Origin of the sequence: Roseibium sp. (assembly GCF_048260565.1) — a bacterium.
GTDB lineage: Bacteria > Pseudomonadota > Alphaproteobacteria > Rhizobiales > Stappiaceae > Roseibium.
Map to the genome: position 1 here is coordinate 63410 of NZ_JBLXGP010000015.1, position 16739 is coordinate 80148.

Annotated in this window: 20 protein-coding genes; 9 read left to right on the forward strand and 11 right to left on the reverse strand. The window is 58.2% G+C overall.

The genetic code is table 11. The features are described 5' to 3' along the window. The first annotated feature begins 48 nt into the window (after nucleotides 1-48). The 3 genes from ACN0SO_RS23465 to ACN0SO_RS23475 all read left to right on the forward strand — a co-directional run bounded on the left by ACN0SO_RS23465 (nucleotide 49) and on the right by ACN0SO_RS23475 (nucleotide 1313). On the forward strand, nucleotides 49-456 hold the full coding sequence (locus ACN0SO_RS23465) for a hypothetical protein (protein ID WP_417681677.1): 408 nt from the start codon (nucleotides 49-51) through the stop codon (nucleotides 454-456). A gap of 86 nt (nucleotides 457-542) precedes the next feature. Further along, complete coding sequence (locus tag ACN0SO_RS23470; RefSeq protein WP_417681679.1) at nucleotides 543-857, forward strand: hypothetical protein; 315 nt, start codon at nucleotides 543-545, stop codon at nucleotides 855-857. Between the two features lie 54 nt (nucleotides 858-911). Next, entirely contained in the window at nucleotides 912-1313 is a 402-nt protein-coding gene (locus tag ACN0SO_RS23475; protein WP_417681680.1) for a hypothetical protein, read from the forward strand. A 41-nt stretch (nucleotides 1314-1354) separates the two neighbouring features. Here the strand turns inward: ACN0SO_RS23475 and ACN0SO_RS23480 are convergent, their stop codons facing one another. The 7 genes from ACN0SO_RS23480 to ACN0SO_RS23510 all read right to left on the reverse strand — a co-directional run bounded on the left by ACN0SO_RS23480 (nucleotide 1355) and on the right by ACN0SO_RS23510 (nucleotide 6068). Continuing rightward, nucleotides 1355-1645, reverse strand: a complete 291-nt coding sequence (locus ACN0SO_RS23480) for a hypothetical protein (protein ID WP_417681682.1) — start codon at nucleotides 1643-1645, stop codon at nucleotides 1355-1357. Continuing rightward, on the reverse strand, nucleotides 1642-1902 hold the full coding sequence (locus ACN0SO_RS23485) for a hypothetical protein (RefSeq protein ID WP_417681684.1): 261 nt from the start codon (nucleotides 1900-1902) through the stop codon (nucleotides 1642-1644). The genes ACN0SO_RS23480 and ACN0SO_RS23485 overlap by 4 nt, the downstream gene beginning before the upstream one ends. Before the next feature lie 15 nt (nucleotides 1903-1917). After that, entirely contained in the window at nucleotides 1918-3531 is a 1614-nt protein-coding gene (locus tag ACN0SO_RS23490; protein WP_417681686.1) for a type IV secretory system conjugative DNA transfer family protein, read from the reverse strand. A 69-nt stretch (nucleotides 3532-3600) separates the two neighbouring features. Beyond that, nucleotides 3601-3753: a hypothetical protein gene (locus tag ACN0SO_RS23495; RefSeq protein ID WP_417681688.1), complete on the reverse strand. Its 153-nt coding sequence runs from the start codon at nucleotides 3751-3753 to the stop codon at nucleotides 3601-3603. Nucleotides 3754-3901: 148 nt separating this feature from the next. Beyond that, on the reverse strand, nucleotides 3902-5368 hold the full coding sequence (locus ACN0SO_RS23500) for a relaxase/mobilization nuclease domain-containing protein (RefSeq protein ID WP_417681690.1): 1467 nt from the start codon (nucleotides 5366-5368) through the stop codon (nucleotides 3902-3904). 3 nt (nucleotides 5369-5371) lie between these two features. Continuing rightward, nucleotides 5372-5737, reverse strand: a complete 366-nt coding sequence (locus ACN0SO_RS23505) for a hypothetical protein (protein WP_417681692.1) — start codon at nucleotides 5735-5737, stop codon at nucleotides 5372-5374. 82 nt (nucleotides 5738-5819) lie between these two features. Continuing rightward, nucleotides 5820-6068 (reverse strand): hypothetical protein, encoded by a 249-nt coding sequence (locus ACN0SO_RS23510; RefSeq protein WP_417681694.1) that lies wholly within the window; start codon nucleotides 6066-6068, stop codon nucleotides 5820-5822. A 184-nt stretch (nucleotides 6069-6252) separates the two neighbouring features. On the opposite strand from ACN0SO_RS23510, the gene ACN0SO_RS23515 reads away from it, so the two are divergent. After that, a complete protein-coding gene (locus tag ACN0SO_RS23515; RefSeq protein WP_417681696.1) occupies nucleotides 6253-7131 on the forward strand; it encodes a Kdo hydroxylase family protein in 879 nt (292 codons plus the stop codon). A gap of 212 nt (nucleotides 7132-7343) precedes the next feature. Further along, entirely contained in the window at nucleotides 7344-8813 is a 1470-nt protein-coding gene (locus ACN0SO_RS23520) for a GSCFA domain-containing protein (protein ID WP_417681698.1), read from the forward strand. Nucleotides 8814-8913: 100 nt separating this feature from the next. Here ACN0SO_RS23520 and ACN0SO_RS23525 read toward each other — a convergent pair whose 3' ends face one another. The 3 genes from ACN0SO_RS23525 to ACN0SO_RS23535 all read right to left on the reverse strand — a co-directional run bounded on the left by ACN0SO_RS23525 (nucleotide 8914) and on the right by ACN0SO_RS23535 (nucleotide 11138). Then, nucleotides 8914-9186: a hypothetical protein gene (locus ACN0SO_RS23525; RefSeq protein ID WP_417681700.1), complete on the reverse strand. Its 273-nt coding sequence runs from the start codon at nucleotides 9184-9186 to the stop codon at nucleotides 8914-8916. Further along, nucleotides 9183-9551, reverse strand: a complete 369-nt coding sequence (locus ACN0SO_RS23530) for a hypothetical protein (protein WP_417681702.1) — start codon at nucleotides 9549-9551, stop codon at nucleotides 9183-9185. The genes ACN0SO_RS23525 and ACN0SO_RS23530 overlap by 4 nt, the downstream gene beginning before the upstream one ends. A 141-nt stretch (nucleotides 9552-9692) precedes the next feature. Continuing rightward, nucleotides 9693-11138, reverse strand: coding sequence for a short-chain fatty acyl-CoA regulator family protein (locus ACN0SO_RS23535; protein WP_417681704.1), 1446 nt, complete (start codon nucleotides 11136-11138; stop codon nucleotides 9693-9695). Nucleotides 11139-11286: 148 nt separating this feature from the next. On the opposite strand from ACN0SO_RS23535, the gene ACN0SO_RS23540 reads away from it, so the two are divergent. From ACN0SO_RS23540 to ACN0SO_RS23555, 4 genes are all read left to right on the forward strand, one after another. Then, on the forward strand, nucleotides 11287-11589 hold the full coding sequence (locus tag ACN0SO_RS23540; RefSeq protein WP_417681706.1) for a helix-turn-helix domain-containing protein: 303 nt from the start codon (nucleotides 11287-11289) through the stop codon (nucleotides 11587-11589). 577 nt (nucleotides 11590-12166) lie between these two features. Beyond that, nucleotides 12167-13375, forward strand: a complete 1209-nt coding sequence (locus ACN0SO_RS23545) for an acyl-CoA dehydrogenase family protein (protein ID WP_417681708.1) — start codon at nucleotides 12167-12169, stop codon at nucleotides 13373-13375. 1 nt (nucleotide 13376) lies between these two features. Continuing rightward, a complete protein-coding gene (locus tag ACN0SO_RS23550) occupies nucleotides 13377-14396 on the forward strand; it encodes a phosphotransferase family protein (protein WP_417681710.1) in 1020 nt (339 codons plus the stop codon). A gap of 50 nt (nucleotides 14397-14446) precedes the next feature. Then, the gene (locus ACN0SO_RS23555; protein ID WP_417681712.1) at nucleotides 14447-15199 is read left to right on the forward strand and encodes a FadR/GntR family transcriptional regulator; all 753 of its coding nucleotides are present in this window, start codon (nucleotides 14447-14449) and stop codon (nucleotides 15197-15199) included. A 100-nt stretch (nucleotides 15200-15299) separates the two neighbouring features. Here the strand turns inward: ACN0SO_RS23555 and ACN0SO_RS23560 are convergent, their stop codons facing one another. Then, nucleotides 15300-16583: a hypothetical protein gene (locus ACN0SO_RS23560; protein WP_417681714.1), complete on the reverse strand. Its 1284-nt coding sequence runs from the start codon at nucleotides 16581-16583 to the stop codon at nucleotides 15300-15302. Between the last annotated feature and the right edge of the window lie 156 nt (nucleotides 16584-16739).

Genomic DNA, 16739 nt, shown 5'->3' on the forward strand with positions numbered 1-16739 from the left:
ACCCGTGAGGGCTGGCCAGTTTCTCCATAGACTTGGAGAAGCAAGGAAATGACATTCCTTCCTTATCAGAACAAAGGCACCGCACTAGACGCCAACAAATTTGGAGCAATCATCGCCCTGAAGGACAGGGAGCTACTTCTGAGAAGCCGCTACCAATGTCTTGCTCAGCGCTCTGCTGCGGTGCCGATCAGCAGCCGCGAGTTTCCGAACTGGATGGCAAGCGTCATCTTCGATTTCAACGATGACATCCTGTGGCCGAATGGCCGCGAGTTCGAAGTCGGTGACGAAGATATCGACAAAGCCTTCAACAACGACGGGTCGTTTCGCTGGATCAGGTCGTTTCGCAATCGGGCGCATATTCCTCTCAAGCAGATTCCGCACAGGAACCTGATCCCTAGGCTTCGGTTGATTGATCTGACATTCCAGATCGCCGACCGAATGGAACTTCTTCCATAAGCCTGCCCAGCGAAGCGAATTAAAACCCGCACTCTCACTTCAGAAGCCCGGCCTTCGGGCTTCTCCTTTTGGAAAGGAGTGATCTGATGTGGAATGGATCAAAAACCAAAGGCGAAAGGAACCAAGCAGCCCAGTCGATCATCATGAGTTCGGCGACCGGGCTAGCCAACGTGGTGGCTGTGATCGTCACCTTCTTTCTGACGCCGCTCGCCTATGACGTGACCGGTGTCTGGGTTCGCCAGTTCACTGCCGCCCATTATGCCCCGGACCTTGTGGGTCTTGTCGACTTCCTTTGGGGGGTACTGCTTGTCGCGGTCATCTTCTTCGTATCGCGCATGACCACGGGCACACTAATCATCATGGGGGCTATCACTTTCATCGCCCGTTTCATGGCGGGATAACGGCGTCCAACAGTCGAATAGAAAAGCCGGGAGCGCTGGTGCGTTTCCGGCTTTTTGCTGTTTTCTTTGCATCGTGCTTTTGAAATGGCGTATAGTTTTCAAATGTTTGAATATTTGATTGCACGTGAAAAAGAAGAAATGCTGCGGGTCAGCTCCCGTGCTCTTTCCTTCCCCGATGGACAGTGCCGGAAGATCGAAGCATTCCGGTTGGTGTGGACATGGTTCGACCGTGTCGTTGCCTGCTCCTGGGCCCCGGACGAGGATGAACTATTGGAGATGACGCTTAACTGGGCCGATGAAAAGTCTGTTCCAGTTGAGGAAGCCCTCGGGCACCTGCTGGATTACTTCGTGCGGACCAGCGAGGAAATGGGCATGGACATTACCGACGATACGCTCAAGCTCTCTGTCGCCCGCCAGCAAATGGAACGCTTCCATGAGCGCAAACAAAAAAGATAGGGGCGGACCCCTATCTTTTGAAAAGTCATGAATAGCGGGAGCTATCGGCTGCGGTCGAAATCGACTTTTGCCCTGCCACGCACCATAGCCTTTGCCCGATCTTGTCGAAGGTTCTTCTGCGCGCTGCTAAAGGCATTTTGAATTTCCGTTATTCTGCTTTCGCGTGCCGCCTCGATCCTTTGTTTGACCGTCACTTCAGTTTGGCCGCCGGGGGTGAGGTGATGTTCCACCACGGGCTTCGGACGGCCCGCGATCAGTGCATCACGCTCTCCCTTTGTGGCGATGGGACGGACAGGCCGCGCCGGAGCGCTGCCCTTCGTCGTATCCGTCATCTTTCCTGCTCCTTGCTATCGCGGGATTGGGAATTGCCGCCACCTTGCTTCATAGCATTCACGCGCTCCTGCGGGGTTCGCAGGGTCACTTTTCCATCCACGGGAACGGAATCCAGGATCAGGTTGAAGCCCTGACCGTCCTTGTGAGGGAAAGCGGACCCGACCCGGTTAAAGTAGGATTTGCCACCGTCCTTCTCGCGCACCTGATAGGCAATGTGACTCGGTCCGGCAGATTTGCCGTTTTGGTCGTCGCTCATGTCAATGTCTCCGGTTCAGATTTGAGGCTTAAAGCCTTCGACATAAGACCAGAGGCCATTCCGGCACTGGGGGAAATCTCGGACAGAATACGGGGCGGGTTCGGTGATCACCTTTGCCCAACCCATGCCGAACCATTTGGCAATGCGTACGCGGTCGGTGGGCGGATGATAAGGATTGGGCAGGTATTTTCCGGCCATTTCCTTTCGGGTGAAATATGGATATTTGTTCGCCCGGATCGGCGGCAGGTCTTTGCCAGAGATGAAGATGATTTGCTCGTCTTCCGGCATATCCATGATTTCGTCCGCGCTCATCAACGGGCGTTGCTGTTTGGTCCGGCTTGTCGACGCATGGCTGTAGTGGGAGATTTTGTGGGCGACCTCCATCGGGTCGGCACCGAAGATAACCTGTGTCAACGCCTCCTGCCTTTGCAAACGCGCTTCGCTTTGTTTTAGCGTGTCGTCATAGCTGAGTGTTTCCGTGCCAAGCATGGAGGAAATCAGCCGTGCGGTTTCGTAGTCCCTCACGCCGAAAAACTGGCGCATCTGCGCCGACCCCAGAAAGCCTTGCAAGGCCGGAGCGCCGTAGTTCCGCTGTATCTGGCCGATGTCTTGAAATATTGCCCAAGTGCGAATGCCAGCACCCCGACCGTAAGTGTAAGAACGCAAGAGAGCTTCGAAGTGCCCCAACTGGCCTGCTTCGTCGACAAGGAGAAGAATGCGGGGGCCGGAGGGGTCGCGGGACTTGAGCAACATGATCACCGTGAAAAACAATCTCAACACGGGCGACCAAAGCGAGAGATATTCCGCCGGAACATTGAAGAAGATTTTCGCGACCCGGCGGGGGTCGCTCAGAACGGACAGGTCGAAGCCATCTCCTTCCAAGGCCGCTAGGAGTGCCGGGTCATTGAGGAAGGCCGTGTTGGCATATATCTCTCCAAGGATGGAACCGAACTCCTTGGGGGTGTCCTGCTGCTTCACCAGCATTTCTCCGGCAATCCGGCGAACATGCGCAAAGTGCGATGCAAGCATGCTTTCGATATAGGATGCCCAGGCTTGCGGGTCGGCCTCAATCTTGTTGATGACCCGAACCATGGCAGGCAGGGATACTTTGCCGTTGCGCTCGACTTCATACGTGAGAATGCCGCCAAACCATTCCTGCGCTCTCAGCTCGAAATACCGCCCGTTGCTGGAATGCGATGCCGGGATCAGGCTTTCCGCGATAAACTGGCAGTCCGCATGGAAGTTCGGAGACCGGATATCAAGAATAGCGAGCGGGTTGCAGCTCTGACCTGGCAATCCCGCGATGCCCATGGGATTCCAATTATAGGCATGCTCGCCGTTGGCCGTATGCGCGATCATGGAAATTCTGGAGATTTCCCCGCGCGGGTCGAGGATCGCCATCCGCTGCCCACGTGAATTGCAAACGGCATAGGCCAGATCATCCCGGAGTTTCCCTGATCCAGCCCCGCCGATGGTGATCATTGGCGCATCGCCGTCGAGATACAGGGACCGGGCACCGAAATATCCAATCTGCGGTCCTTTTGGATGGAATAGCCCCGCTCTGCGTAATTCATGCAGCTCTGCCCAATGAGCGCTACCAAACCGGAATTCTTCATTGAAGGGGGACATGTAAACCTCCTTGTTTAGCTGAAACAAAAAAGGGCGCTCGAAAGCGCCCTTTACTGAAACGTATCGATGTTAGCCTGCGAGGTTTCCCAGAACGGCAAGAATGATGAAGATCACCACGATGCCCCCGAACAGTGCCCCCCAGTCAAACGGCGGCTTCGGCTTCTTGCGATAGATGCCGTAGCTGCCGCCGCCGACGCGTTCGTACTCGTTCTTCTTAGCCATGACCAAGCTCCTTTCAGTTGCGCTTCAGGCCTGAAAAATTTCGTTTTGTGCCTGAACCTGAGCTTAGGTTTATGGGATTGCCTTCTTGGCTCAGGGCGTAGGTTCGGAGGCAACCCGGAAAAAGTTCCGGAGGCGATTTTCTGGACGGCTATCGCTCTCTATCGGGGCCTCTATCCGACCGCGACCGGGTATTGCCTGACCGGGTACGAAGACGCTCCAGCCGATCTTCCATTGATGGCGGCTTTGTCTGTTTCGGCGGGTGCTGCGCCCGCTGGAAAGCTGCATTCGCTTCGCCTGTCCGGTCGTGCATTGGCGTATTGAGCGTAGGACGTTCGATTGGAGTCTCGTTCCGCTTCGGCGGTTCTGCCTTTAGGGCGGGCGGTGCCAATTCCTGCGAAGGTGTGCGTTGCATCTCACGATAACGCCGTTGGTCGTCGCGAATGTCGGCAAGCTGGCTCTTGTGCCGATCCCGAAGCGCCTTCAATTCAGTTTGCAGTTTTCTGCGGTCCTGCATCTGTTGGAAGATCAGGGCGTCTTGCTGCTCTCGGTCGTGCCGTAGGGCTTCCAACGCCTCGGCTTCGTTCTGCCGCTGGATTTTCGCACGCTGCCCGGACACGCGTTGCCATAGACCTTTCAGGCCCGAATTGATCCGCGCCGATCTTTCCCGCGCTTCCTGCTCGAAACGAAGCCTCTGGCCTTTCTCAAGGCGCTGCCGCTCCGCCCGGTGCTGAGCAACCATCTTACAGCGCTGCTCGTCCAGACGCTGCTTTTCCTTTTCGTTGTGGCGTTTGGCTTCCTGCGCATGGCGCTGAAACGCGCCGCGCATGTCTTTGGCGGTTTGGACCTTGGCTTCCTCGACGCTCGGAAGGTTTTCAGGCTCGCCAAGCTTAGCCCGGACCTCTTTCGCCTTCTTGCCTGTGTACCGGGCAATGGACAGCACTTCACCTTCATGAGTCACAGCCACATGGCCGCGCCGATCCCCCTTGGCAAGGGTTAGGCCGCGCTCGCGCAGAGCATGGTTGAAGGTGGCGGCATTGTCACTGATCGCCCAGGCATCCTGAATGGCGGTTTTAATCTCGCGGGCGTCTTTGCCCATGCGTTTGCATTGCTGCCATTCGGCCAGAGAGAAATTACGCGGATCGCGCTCGCTGCCCTTGGCCAGTCCCGCAGGCATCTTCCAATCCTGCTCCAGATGAATATCCCGGCTGATCCCCATCAGCTTCGATTTGTAGTGGCTGAGGTTTTTTGCGGTCATGGTATCCGCATCGATCCGGGACCAGACGCAGTGTGCATGACGTCTGCCGTTCTTCTCATGGAAAACCACCACACGCGGCTGGTCCTTCAGTCCCGTATCTGTCTCGATCCGGTTGATGGTTTCCTCAAAAACGGAGATTGGCACATCCCGGTCTTCGGGCGGATTGAGGGAGACGGAGAAGAGATAATTCTTGCAACGGGTGCCGGAGGCGCAGGCCTGTGCCTCCTTGAAGGCTCCGGTCACATCCTCTGAGACAAAGCCCTTCACCTCATGAACAGTGACATGCTCGTTGTCGATCTGATTCAGGAGATGGGTGGCAAGCTGCTTGCCGTTCCCGCGTTCACTGGCAACAAACAACATGGCCTAGCGCTCCTGAATCCCGAGCGCGCACATGAGGGCGGATTTCATAGTGGCGATGTCGCGACAGCCTGTCTCAATCTGGGCTTCGGTTTCCTCGGAAATGGGCAAGGTGCCGAGGCGGACGCCACGGGCCAGTTCCGCCATGCTCTGGGAAAGGCCGGATTTTCCGAGCAAGGCGAGCGCCTGAGCCAGGTCTTTTCTGTCCTTCAATGGTGCAGGTGTGTTTGGCTTTCTTCGCTCTGCGGCCTCTTTTAATGCGAGATCACGCAAGAACGTACTTATTGGCTTCGTGCCCGCCTTTACCGTCAACAGCGCATACTCGTCCGGCTTGAGCCGGATCGTGATGCGGTGGTCGGTCGTCTTGGACATGGGCGGCTACAAGGTCTCCATAAAAGAAAACCCGCCGCTCGGTCCGAGGGCGGGTGAAGTTAAATTTGAATAAGTGTGAAGCTCAGCGTGGGCTTAAGTCGGGCGGATCGTTCTCGCCTGGAAGATCATCCACATTGAAATCGGGCAGCGTGCTCAAAATCGCTTCCCAATCCTCAAGCTCTTTGAAAAGATCGTCCAAAAGGTTCGGATTTTCTCCTAGGAGCTCCGCCATTTTCTGCCGTACTGGCCGCAGGTTGGTTTCCCGATGACTGTCGGCCGAACCCCTGACTTTTGAACCTATTGGCCGGCATTGGGTTTCGAAGCTTTTCATCTCCGTCCTGTTCGCAGTCCCTGCCGGCGGAACCCAAGGGTCCGGGCAGTCAGGCAGCCTGATCAGTCTGGCGGTTTTTCTTCTTCAGAAATCTATGGAAATAATAGCTTTTCCGAGCTTGATTTCTGCGCTCGTATCGAAGGATATTCCAGATTGGTCAATCTATGGTGGATGGTAGGCAGTCGTGGCAACTATTTTCAAGAATCCCAATCTGCAGGATTATTTCCTCCTGTCGGACGAAGTCGACAATAATGGCGCGTCCCGAAGCTTCACGAGGGAATACGAAGACGGAAAGGTCATTCACTTTCCGAAGCTGAAAGCTGATCTGGATTTTGATTTCTGGGATACCGTTCCGACGGATACGTATCCCGCGCTGAAGAAGCTCGGTGCCACGGTGAACCCGAAGAACTTCGCCGAGTTCCGGAAAATGGACGAGAGCTTCGCGGCCATGAACCTGCCGACAGGTGTCGCCGAAGACCTGAAGCGGCATATGAGCCGGTTCTATGAGTCGATCATGCCGATCTATGAGGGCGTATTCGGTGGCTATGAATTCAGCAAGCGGAAGGTCGTCTGGCGGCTGACGGAAACGCTGAATGAGAATATGCACATCGATGCGTACAAGCAGGAAAATCCTAACCACTTCGCCCGCATGTTCATCAACTTGGATACGCAGCCGCGGATCTGGCAGACGAGCCTGACGATCGACGACATCTTCAGGATCCGTGCACCCGAACTCACCGATGCGCAACTACGGGACATGACCCCCGCAAAACTCTGGATCGAACTGGCGACACACACTTTCGGAGCAGGCACAGAGCAGTGGTGGGACAGCTATCCGCATCATGTCGCCTATTTCGAACCAGGCGATGTCTGGATCGTGGATAGCCGTCAGGTGGCCCACCAGATTTTCTACGGCCGCAGGGCGATCTCGATCGACTTTTCCGTGCCTACAGAAAAAATGCATAACCCGGAACGGCAGTATCTCAATCTGCTCGAGAACTTCCGTAAAACAGAACTCGAAAAGCGCGGGCTTGAATACGTCCAACGATCGGATGCCGCCTGATTTCAGGTCCAACCGTTGTTTTCGGTTGGCAAGAACGGAATGCCCGGCGATTGTCTCCTATGCCGGTTCCCGAGTTCTTGCATGTGACGCAAGCTCCGGGAACCGGCGGAACCGCGCGATGAAATATCCGGGTTTGCCGTTTCGACGTTTCCTTCAGCCAGGTCCACTGACATCCAACACAAGCCATCCGGCAATTACGGAATACTGAGCTCATGCCCCTCGTTTCATTTTCCTATCAGGACGCAATCGCCAACGGCAAAGGCGACAATGCGCGTTGGCCAAGGGATCCTGAATCCCAGGAAAAGCGGCTGTTGCCGATGTGCCGCCCGAGTTTTGAGCCCAGTTTCTCCTTTACCCGGGACGATCAGGTTTTCACGATCGGTTCCTGTTTCGCCCGCAACATCGAAAAGCACCTGATCGCGGAAGGGTTCAATGTCGCTGCTGCCGAATTCGAGCAGATGTGCGCGCGAAACGGGGTCAAGACCAGACCGTCTACGCTGAACAAGTTCTGCGTTTTTTCCATACTCAACGAGCTGAAATGGGCCCTGGTGCCGGGCGAGGAGTTTCCCGAAAAATCCATTACCGAGGTCAAGGAAAACAAGTTCCTCGATTTGCAGCTGGCACCCGGTCTTCTGCCGGCAGACTGGGACACAATGCTGGGTATTCGCAACACAGTGAGCGAATACATCAAGATGATCAGGACATCGAAGGTGATCGTGGTCACGCTGGGTCTGGCCGAAGCCTGGTTCGACAAGGAGTACGGTCTTTACACCAACTCCATGCCGCTGCGCCCGACGGTCGCCCGGGAACCGGACCGGTTCGATCTTCACGTGCTCGAGTATAACGAGATTGTAGATTGTCTCCGGCAAATCCTGGCGCTTCTCGAGGAATACGGTCACCCGGATTTCAGGATGCTCCTGACCGTGTCTCCGGTCGCCTTGTCGACAACCATGTCCGGGCGCGATGCCATGGTGGCGAACAGCTATTCCAAGTCCGTGCAGCGGGCGGCGGTTGAGACGATTTTCCGCGAGAATGCCCGGGTCGACTACATACCGTCCTACGAGAGCATCACGCTGTCGGACCGGTCGCTTGCGTGGCGCGAGGACCAGGCACATGTGTCGGACATCGCGGTCAGACTGAACGTATTGCGCATGCAGTCGGCCTATACAGCTTCGGAAGGCGAAGCGACGGAGTCCGGTTCCGCAGACCGGCGGGCCGAAGCCCTGCGGCTCGTCAGTTCCGCGATGGACCTGGAAAAAAAAGGCGACATCGACGCCAGTAATGCGGCTTTTTCGAAGGCCGTCGAAATCGACCCCGACGAAATGCTGGCGCGGGTCAGGTGGGGGGAGTCCCTGTTTCGGCAGGAGAAGTTCGAACAGGCCAGAGAGCAGATGGAAGTGGGGTTGAGGCTCGGCGGCAGGAGTTACAACCTGCCTTACCTGTTGGGGCGGACTACCTTCCGGACCGGAGATATTGCGGCTGCCGAGACGTATCTGAAGATGGCATTGGAAGACCTGCCCGACCAGGCAGGTGTGTACTATCTTCTGGCCAAGACGCTCATCCGGCTGAAACGGCCTGGTGACGCGATGCCCTACTACGAAAAGGCGCATGCGCTGGCGCCGGATAATGCGAGCATGGCTGCCGGTCTGGAAAAATGCCGATCGGCACTCGCCGCTATTTAGGGGCGTTCTAGTGTGGAAACCGATTCAATTTCCTATTGTAAGCCATTGAAATAAAGGAGCTATCGTTGTCTCGTGAGGGCTTGGTGGTTCGCCAAGACTCCTACTTTGGCGAAGTGGATCCCCATTCATCGAAGGGCGGGAATGGGTACTGGAAGTTTCCCGTCTTGTGTCGCCGGTCGATTGTTTCCTGAATGAAGGCGTCCACAATGAGAGCTAGCCGAAACGCGCTTTCTTCATGCAGCTTCAGCGCCATTTCCCGCAGTTCCGGATCGTCGGTACTGTCCGGATCGTGGAGGATGGCGTGGGCATTGATGATGGCTCCCGATGAGGAGTGCATCATGTCCATGAGCCGCTTCATCTGCCGGTCGTTCATTTTTTCTTCGCTCCGTCGAATATCGCGATGCAATCGCTGGCAAACCGGAACAGCCTGTTACACCAGCGCGCCGTGCTGTCCCCGTCGAGCATGACCGCCATACGCTGGATTTCATCGGCCTGTCGTTTCAGGCTGTCTATTTGCTCGCGCTTGTGCGGGAACAATTCGATGAACACGTCGTCATAACGCAAGATCATCTCCGCCACCTTCAGGCCGCTGCCGACCATATAGGCGCGGTGCTGCATCCGCTTGACCGGACCGAATTTCTCTGGCTCCGGATGTTCCAGTAACTGGTAAAACCCGATCACGTTGATGCAGGGCTTCTGAAACAGGGCTTTGAGTTCGTCCCGGTGTTTTTGCGACATGACGGCCTCGAAAATCCGTTCGAAAGACCCAAGGCTAAAGGACTGCCTGAAAACTGCAAGCAAGCACAGGATTCAATTTCTCTCGACCTGCAATTCCGGTTTCACAGCCACGTTCCCATGGATTGCGCCTCTGTCGCGTCTTCAGCGCATGGAGAAGGGAACGACCCGGCGGGTCGTCGGATCGACAAGGAGTTCCTTGTCGAGGGCGGGAAAGGCCCGGTCGGCGCAATTGTTGCGTGGACAGATGCGGCAATTGATGCCGATCCTGTCCGGAAAAGCCTTGGCCTTATCGCTTGGGATCAGGCGATCCGCGTAGACCAACATGTCGGCGTATTTGGCTTCACAGCCGAGGCCCAGGGCATAGCGCCGTTGATGGCCGGTGTAGGAGCTGGCCTGCTTGGTGACACAAGTTGCAAGGCAGACATAGGACGTGTTGTCGGGCATTTCGCCGAGCTGGACGGAAAATCGGCCTTCGGGCTTTTCGAAGGCTTCGTGCACGTTCCACAAGGGGCAGGAACCGCCGTAACGGGCGAACTGGAACCGGGTCGCGCTGTGGCGCTTGATGATGTTGCCGGCGCGGTCCACTTTCAGGAAATAGAAGGGTACACCCTTTTCCCCGCTACGCTGCAGGGTCGAGAGGCGATGGCAGATCTGTTCCAGGCTGGCGCCGCTCGTGGTGGCGAGCCGGTCCAGGTCGTGACGGTAGTCCCGGGCGAGCGCTGCGAATTTGCGGTAAGGCAGAAGCAGGGCGCCGGCGAAGTAGTTACGCAGCGCCAGGCGGCAGATATCGCTCGCCGGGGCGGTTGCGAAACTCGCCGCGTCCAGATGTGCGGCGATCAACGGTTCCGCGGTCAGCTCCGCGATCACATTGCCCAGGAGAAAGGCCTGTGAGGATCGGGGCACTGCGCGGTTGAGAACGACGAACCGGCGTTTCGGGTCGAAGCTCATGATCGCTTCCTCCTCGGCCCGGGCACCGTCCGACACCTCGACGATGACATTGTGTTTCGCCGTCAGCCAGTTCGCCAGGACGGAAAACCGATCCGCGTGCCACGCAAGGCCCAGCTCATTCGCCAGGCTTTCGGCTGCAGTGTCCAGGTCATCGACATAATTGTCGGTATAGTGGAAATAATCCCGAACCTCTTCGTAAGGCGAGGTCAGGCGTTTGGCGGGTTCGGTTTGCTGGCCGTGCATGACTATGGCGTCGTCGATGAAGGCCTGCTGCTCACTCATGTGGCGCAGGGCGCCATAAAGATCGAGAACAGCACGGGCGAAATCCGGCGTATGAATGGCCACGCTTTTCAGTTCCTGCAGGCCGATCGAGCCGGAGTGGAACCGGGTGTCGGCAAAGGCTTCCGAAAGATCGGAGACGAGGCGGTCGAGATCATTCGTCTCGAAACTGGAGAGATCCGCGCCGAATTCGCGGCTGACGGCGATCAGAACGCTGGCGGAAATCGGCCGGAGGTTGCTTTCAAGCTGGTTGACATAGGAGGGGGAGAGGTTCAATCGACGGGCGAAATCGACCTGGGACAGGTCCGCGTTTTCCCGAATTTTACGAAGAATGTGCCCGGCAAACAGTTTCTTGGTCATACTTTCAAGCTCGTTTGCGAAGAATTTGCAAAATTAGGTGTAACATTTTCACACTTTTCTTCCGGCAAGAAAAGGTCAAAAATCCGCGCCGATATCTTGCTGTAAACAGCCCGCACCAAGTGTCGGCAAAGAGCAAAGGGAGAGAGCAATGGGACGGTTCGAGGGCAATCTGATCGTGGGCGATTTCAGCGCCTATACAGGGGCGGCAGTGCCGCTTCGCCGGGTGAGCATGCCAGAGGTGTTTCCCGGGCTGACGACCCGCCAGAGAGAAGTACTGGAAATGCTGTCGACCGGGCTAACCGACAAGCAGATCGCCTATGAACTGGGGATCAGCACCGCCACAGTCAAATGCCACACACGGGCGGCCGTTCAGCGTATGGATGCGAAAAACCGGATTCACGCGGTGGCGCTCTTCGTGCGAGGTCAGGTTGAGCGTGAACAGGGGCTCTGATCGGCGGTCGCGCGTGGCCTTGGCCGTTCCAGGACGGCGGGGTTTTATCTCAGGTCTATCCGGCAGGAGCTATCTGGCTTTTGCTGGTTATCGATGTTTCGGCGCCCGTTAGCCTCAGGCAAGTGGTGTCGCGTGCCCATGAAGCCATATATCGACTTAGGTTAGTCACAAACCCTGATTTAGTCCTCCCGGACGAAGCGCGAGCGGAGATCCGGGATCGGCGAGCCGAGGTGTTCGTTATCTGAATCTCATTGAAATGGTGAAGCTTTTGCCTGCGCCGCCCCGGCTTGCGCTGTCGCTTGGTCGGGGTGGTTACGGTGAGGAGAAAGGGCTTTGCCAGCAGCCTGGGCTTTTTCGTAAGGCGCGACGACACCGCGGATGGCTTGACACATTTTCTCGAAAGTCGGATTGTCCGACAATCGGATACTTGGAGGCTCCGGCTGAGGAGCCGCGCCGATGCGGGAAGGTGAAAACGGATTGGCGTCCTTGGACACCCATCGGGTAACTGGGCGTCCAGCCGCACGGAAGGCATGTCGCTGGATCCTTACCGCCTTGTCTCCAGCCTGTGAGGACCACCATGGATTTCACGATTCCTGCGCATATCGAAGACTTGCGCGAACAGATCGCCCGGTTCGTCGAAACCGAATTGCTGCCGGTCGAAGCCGATCGGACCAACTACGATCCACATGAGAATATCCGTCTGGATGTCCTCGCCGCCAAGCGGGCGAAGGCGCGTGAGCAGGGGCTCTGGTGCCTGCAGCTCGCCCCAGAGACCGGCGGACGAGGCGTCGGCCGTGTCGGCATGGCCGTCTGCTACGAGGAAATGAACCGCTCGATCTTCGGGCCGGTGACTTTCAATTCGGCAGCACCCGACGACGGCAACATGATGGTCATCGAGGCGCTCGGCACGGACGGGCAGAAGGACTGGTGGCTGAAGCCCGTCGTGGACGGCAAGGTCCGTTCCGCCTTCGCCATGACAGAACCTCATCCGGGCGCCGGTTCCGATCCGGGCATGATGCAGACCGTGGCGCGGAAGGACGGCGACGACTACGTGGTGCACGGCCACAAGTGGTTCATCACCGGTGCCGACGAGGCGGAGCATTTCATTCTGGTTGCCCGCACGTCCGACGATGCGCGTCGGGGCCACACCTGTTTCCTGTTCCACAAGGACGATCCGGGCTGGGAGATCACCCGGCGCATTCCGATCATGGGGCCGGAAGAACATGGCGGTCATTGCGAGATGATCTTCGACGGGCTGCGGATCCCGGGCCACAACGTGGTTCTGGAGGAGGGCCGGGGACTCAAGGTCGTGCAGACCCGCCTTGGCGTCGCGCGTTTGACCCACTGCATGCGCTGGCTCGGCCTTGCCCGGCGTTGTGTGGAGATCGCCACGGAATACGCCTCCCGCCGGGAAGGGTTCGGGGTCCGGCTGGCGGACCGGGAAAGCGTCCAGATCATGCTGGGTACCCTGTGCGCCGACATCGAGGTCGGGCGTCTGCTGGTGATGAAGGCCGCCTGGGGACTGGATCAGGGCAGCTACGCCCAGAAAGAAGTGTCCATGGCCAAGGTCCATGTGGCCAACCTGCTGCACCGGGCAGCTGATGCCGCCATCCAGATCAACGGCGCACGCGGCTATTCCAAGGATACCGTCCTGGAATGGATCTACCGTTATGCCCGGCAGGCGCGCCTGGTCGACGGCGCCGACGAGGTGCATCGCATGGTTCTCAACCGTTATCTGGCGAGCGAGGGACGCGCGTTCTTCCAGTGGCCGGTCGCGGAGGCATAGGGTGGGCGATACCGATTTCGATCCCTGTGCGCTGCGTGACTACCTGCGGCACCGCTTCGGCGCGGGCGACCTGTCGCTGACCCGCATCGGCGGAGGTCAGTCGAATCCGACCTATGTGGTTGAATACGGCGGGCGCAAAATGGTGCTGCGCAAGCAACCCAATGGCGAAATCCTGCGCGGCGCCCACGCCATCGACCGGGAGTTCCGGGTCCTGAAAGCGTTGGAGCCGACGGATGTTCCCGTTCCGGGTCCGGTGCTGTTTGAGAAGGATGCATCGATCCTCGGGACGCCGTTCTATTTGATGAGCTTCGTAGAGGGCCGGGTTTTTTCCGACTGCCGCCTGCCGGAGTTTTCGCCGGAGGAACGGCGCGCGCTGTATCTTTCCATGGCGGAAACGCTGGCAAAGCTGCACCGGCTTGTCCCCGGTGATATCGGTCTGGGCGAGTATGGCCGGCCGGGCAATTATTTCGCCCGGCAGATCCACCGCTGGACCTCCCAGCTTGAGGGCTCGCCCTCCAAGCCAGAGCCGGTGCTCAGCAAATTGGCCGCCCGCATTGCCGAGGCAATGCCAGAGGACGACGGTCTCGTTTCGATCGCCCATGGGGACTTCCGGCTGGGCAACATGCTGGTACATCCGAGCGAGCCGCGCGTGATCTCTGTTCTCGACTGGGAACTGTCCACCCTGGGCCATCCGCTCGCGGATGTGGGCTTTTGCTGCATGCCGTGGCATACGGCACCCGACGAGTACGGTGGTATTCTGGGGGACGAGAGCGAAGGGATTCCAACGGAAGCGGAATTCGTCGCTCGCTATAGCGAGGTACTGCCAAATGTTCCCGCACCGGAGCGGTTCCACGTCGCCTTCGCGCTTTTCCGTTTCGCGGTGATCTTCGTCGGCATTGCGGACCGGGCGGCGGCGGGGACCGCATCGGACCCGGAGGCTGCGCGCTTCGGCCCGCTCGCCCACCGGTTTGCCGTTCGCGCCTGGGAGGCGCTGGGCGAGACGCAGCCCACAGCTGCTTGACGGCCAACAGGGCAGGATCATAGTCGTAAACTTTCCCGGAGGATTGTCGGGTGCAGGATGAAAAGAAGGGACGAGCGATACTCGGGCAGATCGACAAGGATCCGGGCTATGTCCGGGTCGCAAAGGCCATCGAGGCGGAAATCGTCGCCTGCCGGCTGAAGGTTGGCGAATTGCTACCGACCGAGGCGGAACTTTCAGGCATGCTTGGCGTCAACCGGTCGACCGTCCGTGAAGGCATTCGCGCCCTTGAGAATGCGGCACTGGTTCGCCGCGGCGAGGGCAAACGACTGGTCATCTCAGCACCGGAACCAGAAGTCATCACCAAGGTGAACGCCCGCGCCATGCGGATGATGCGCGTAAGCTTCCTTGAGCTGTGGGACGTGCAGATGAAGCTGGAGCCGTTCGCCGCACGGCTCGCCGCCGAACACAGAACGCCCGAACAGGCAGAGGCCCTTCAGGCCAATGTGGCGGAATTGAAGGTCAATCTGGACAACGACGCCTTCATCATCCGTTCCGATGTGGAATTTCATGCACTGATCACGGAAGCCGGAGGCAACCCGGTCCTGTCGCTCGCCACCGCGCCGATCGGACAGCTTCTCTATTCCGCAACCGTCGATCTCTACGCCAGGGTTCCCCAGGCGCGTCATCGTCTTTTAACGGCCCATGAGGCGATCGCCCGTGCGATTGCCGACGGTAACGCGGATGAAAGCGAAAGCTGGGCAGCCAGGCACATTCAGGATTTCAAACGAGGCTACGAAGTCGGTGGCTTCGACATGACCGCGCAGCTACCCATGCGCGGCTGACGGAGCCAAAGGTCGGAAAAAAAGGCAGCCTCGCCCGAGGGACGAGACTGCCTGTTACATTTACCCGTGTTTTTGCCAGGTCTGGGGAACGATATCCCTTCTAATTCTTTTGTGCCGAAGTCGAGCCAGCTGCAGACTTTGTCCGGCTTGATGCGGGCCGTGCCTTTGTTGCGGCAGGCTTGGTTGCTGCTGCTTTCGAGGGGGCTTTCGCTGTTGCCGGTTTTGCCGCCGGCGTCTTCGCGGGCGCCTTTGCGGCTGCGGGCTTGGCCCGTGCCGATCTCGCGGGTGCTTTCGGTGCCGCCGTTTTGGCGGACGCCTTTGTCGCAGCGGGTTTGGCAATTGCCGGCTTCGCGACCGTCTTTGCGGCAGCGGACTTGGCCTTTTCGGTCCTCGAAGGCGCTTTCGCTGCGGTTGGCTTGGTTGCTGCCGGCTTTGCTGTGGCTTTTGTTGTAGCCGCCTTGGCCGTCGCCGTCTTCGCAGGTGCCTTTGTCGCGGCAGACTTGGCTGTTGCCGCTCTGGAGGGAGCCTTCGCCGTGGCGGTTTTGGTTGTCGCAGGCCTGGTCGCCGCTTTCACTGTTGCAGGCTTGGCAGTTGCCGGTTCCGCGGCTGCCTTCGGCGTGGCGGGCTTCCTTGTCGTTGTGGCGGCTTTTCTTGCGGCCGCGGTTCGGCGGGTAGCCGGCGCGCGGCGGGTCGTCGAGGCGGCTTTCGCCTTCGGCGTAGCTGCCGGTTTGGCTGCTGCTGGCGTCTCGGCTTTTTCCGGCTCCATAGTGGCCACAAGCGAGCCGACGACCTTTTTCATATCCTCGGAGAGTCGAGCTGCGCCTTCTTCAACCATCTTTGCCGTGGAGGCGGTAAAGCCGGTTGCCGCATGCATGGCGCCGGACGCGCCGGCTTCGATCAGCTTGCCGGCATTGGCGCCAATCTCGCTGCCTGCCTCGGCAAGGCCTGTCAGGGCGTGCCAAACCGCCGATCCGGTGTCGCCTCCGGCCGCGGACGTCTTGGAGGCGATCGATGTTACGGTTGCCGAAGCGGCCTTGTAGACGTCCTCGCCGACATCGGCCACGCCGAGCACAACGCCTTTCGCCGCCGCCTTGGCGGCTATCAGAACGCTGCTGCCGGTCTTCGGTCCACCGGAGAGGACGCCGGAGACGATGTCATGGACCTTCTTCGGCAGATCGCCAGCGATCTCGCCGCCCGCGCGCATCTTGTCCGCAACCGCCGTTCTGACGGACTCGGAGATCTGCGTTTCCTTCTTCTCAATGGTTTTCAGAAACTTGATGGTATCCTTTTCAAGATCCCGGGCTTTCAAAGAGTTTTTTTTCTTCGGGGGCGCCTTTTTAGCTGCCGGCGACTTCTTCTTTTCTTTTACCGCTTTTTTGGCCATCTGACGTTTCCTTTAATACAGGCGCCTATCCATACACTCCTGGCGCAATTCGATAGTTGGCTCCGCAAAATAGGCTGCAATTCCTAAGACAATGATAGTGCAATGAATGCGCTTTTCCTTTGACCATAATCAAGGTTGTTCAAGGCTGAATGTCGT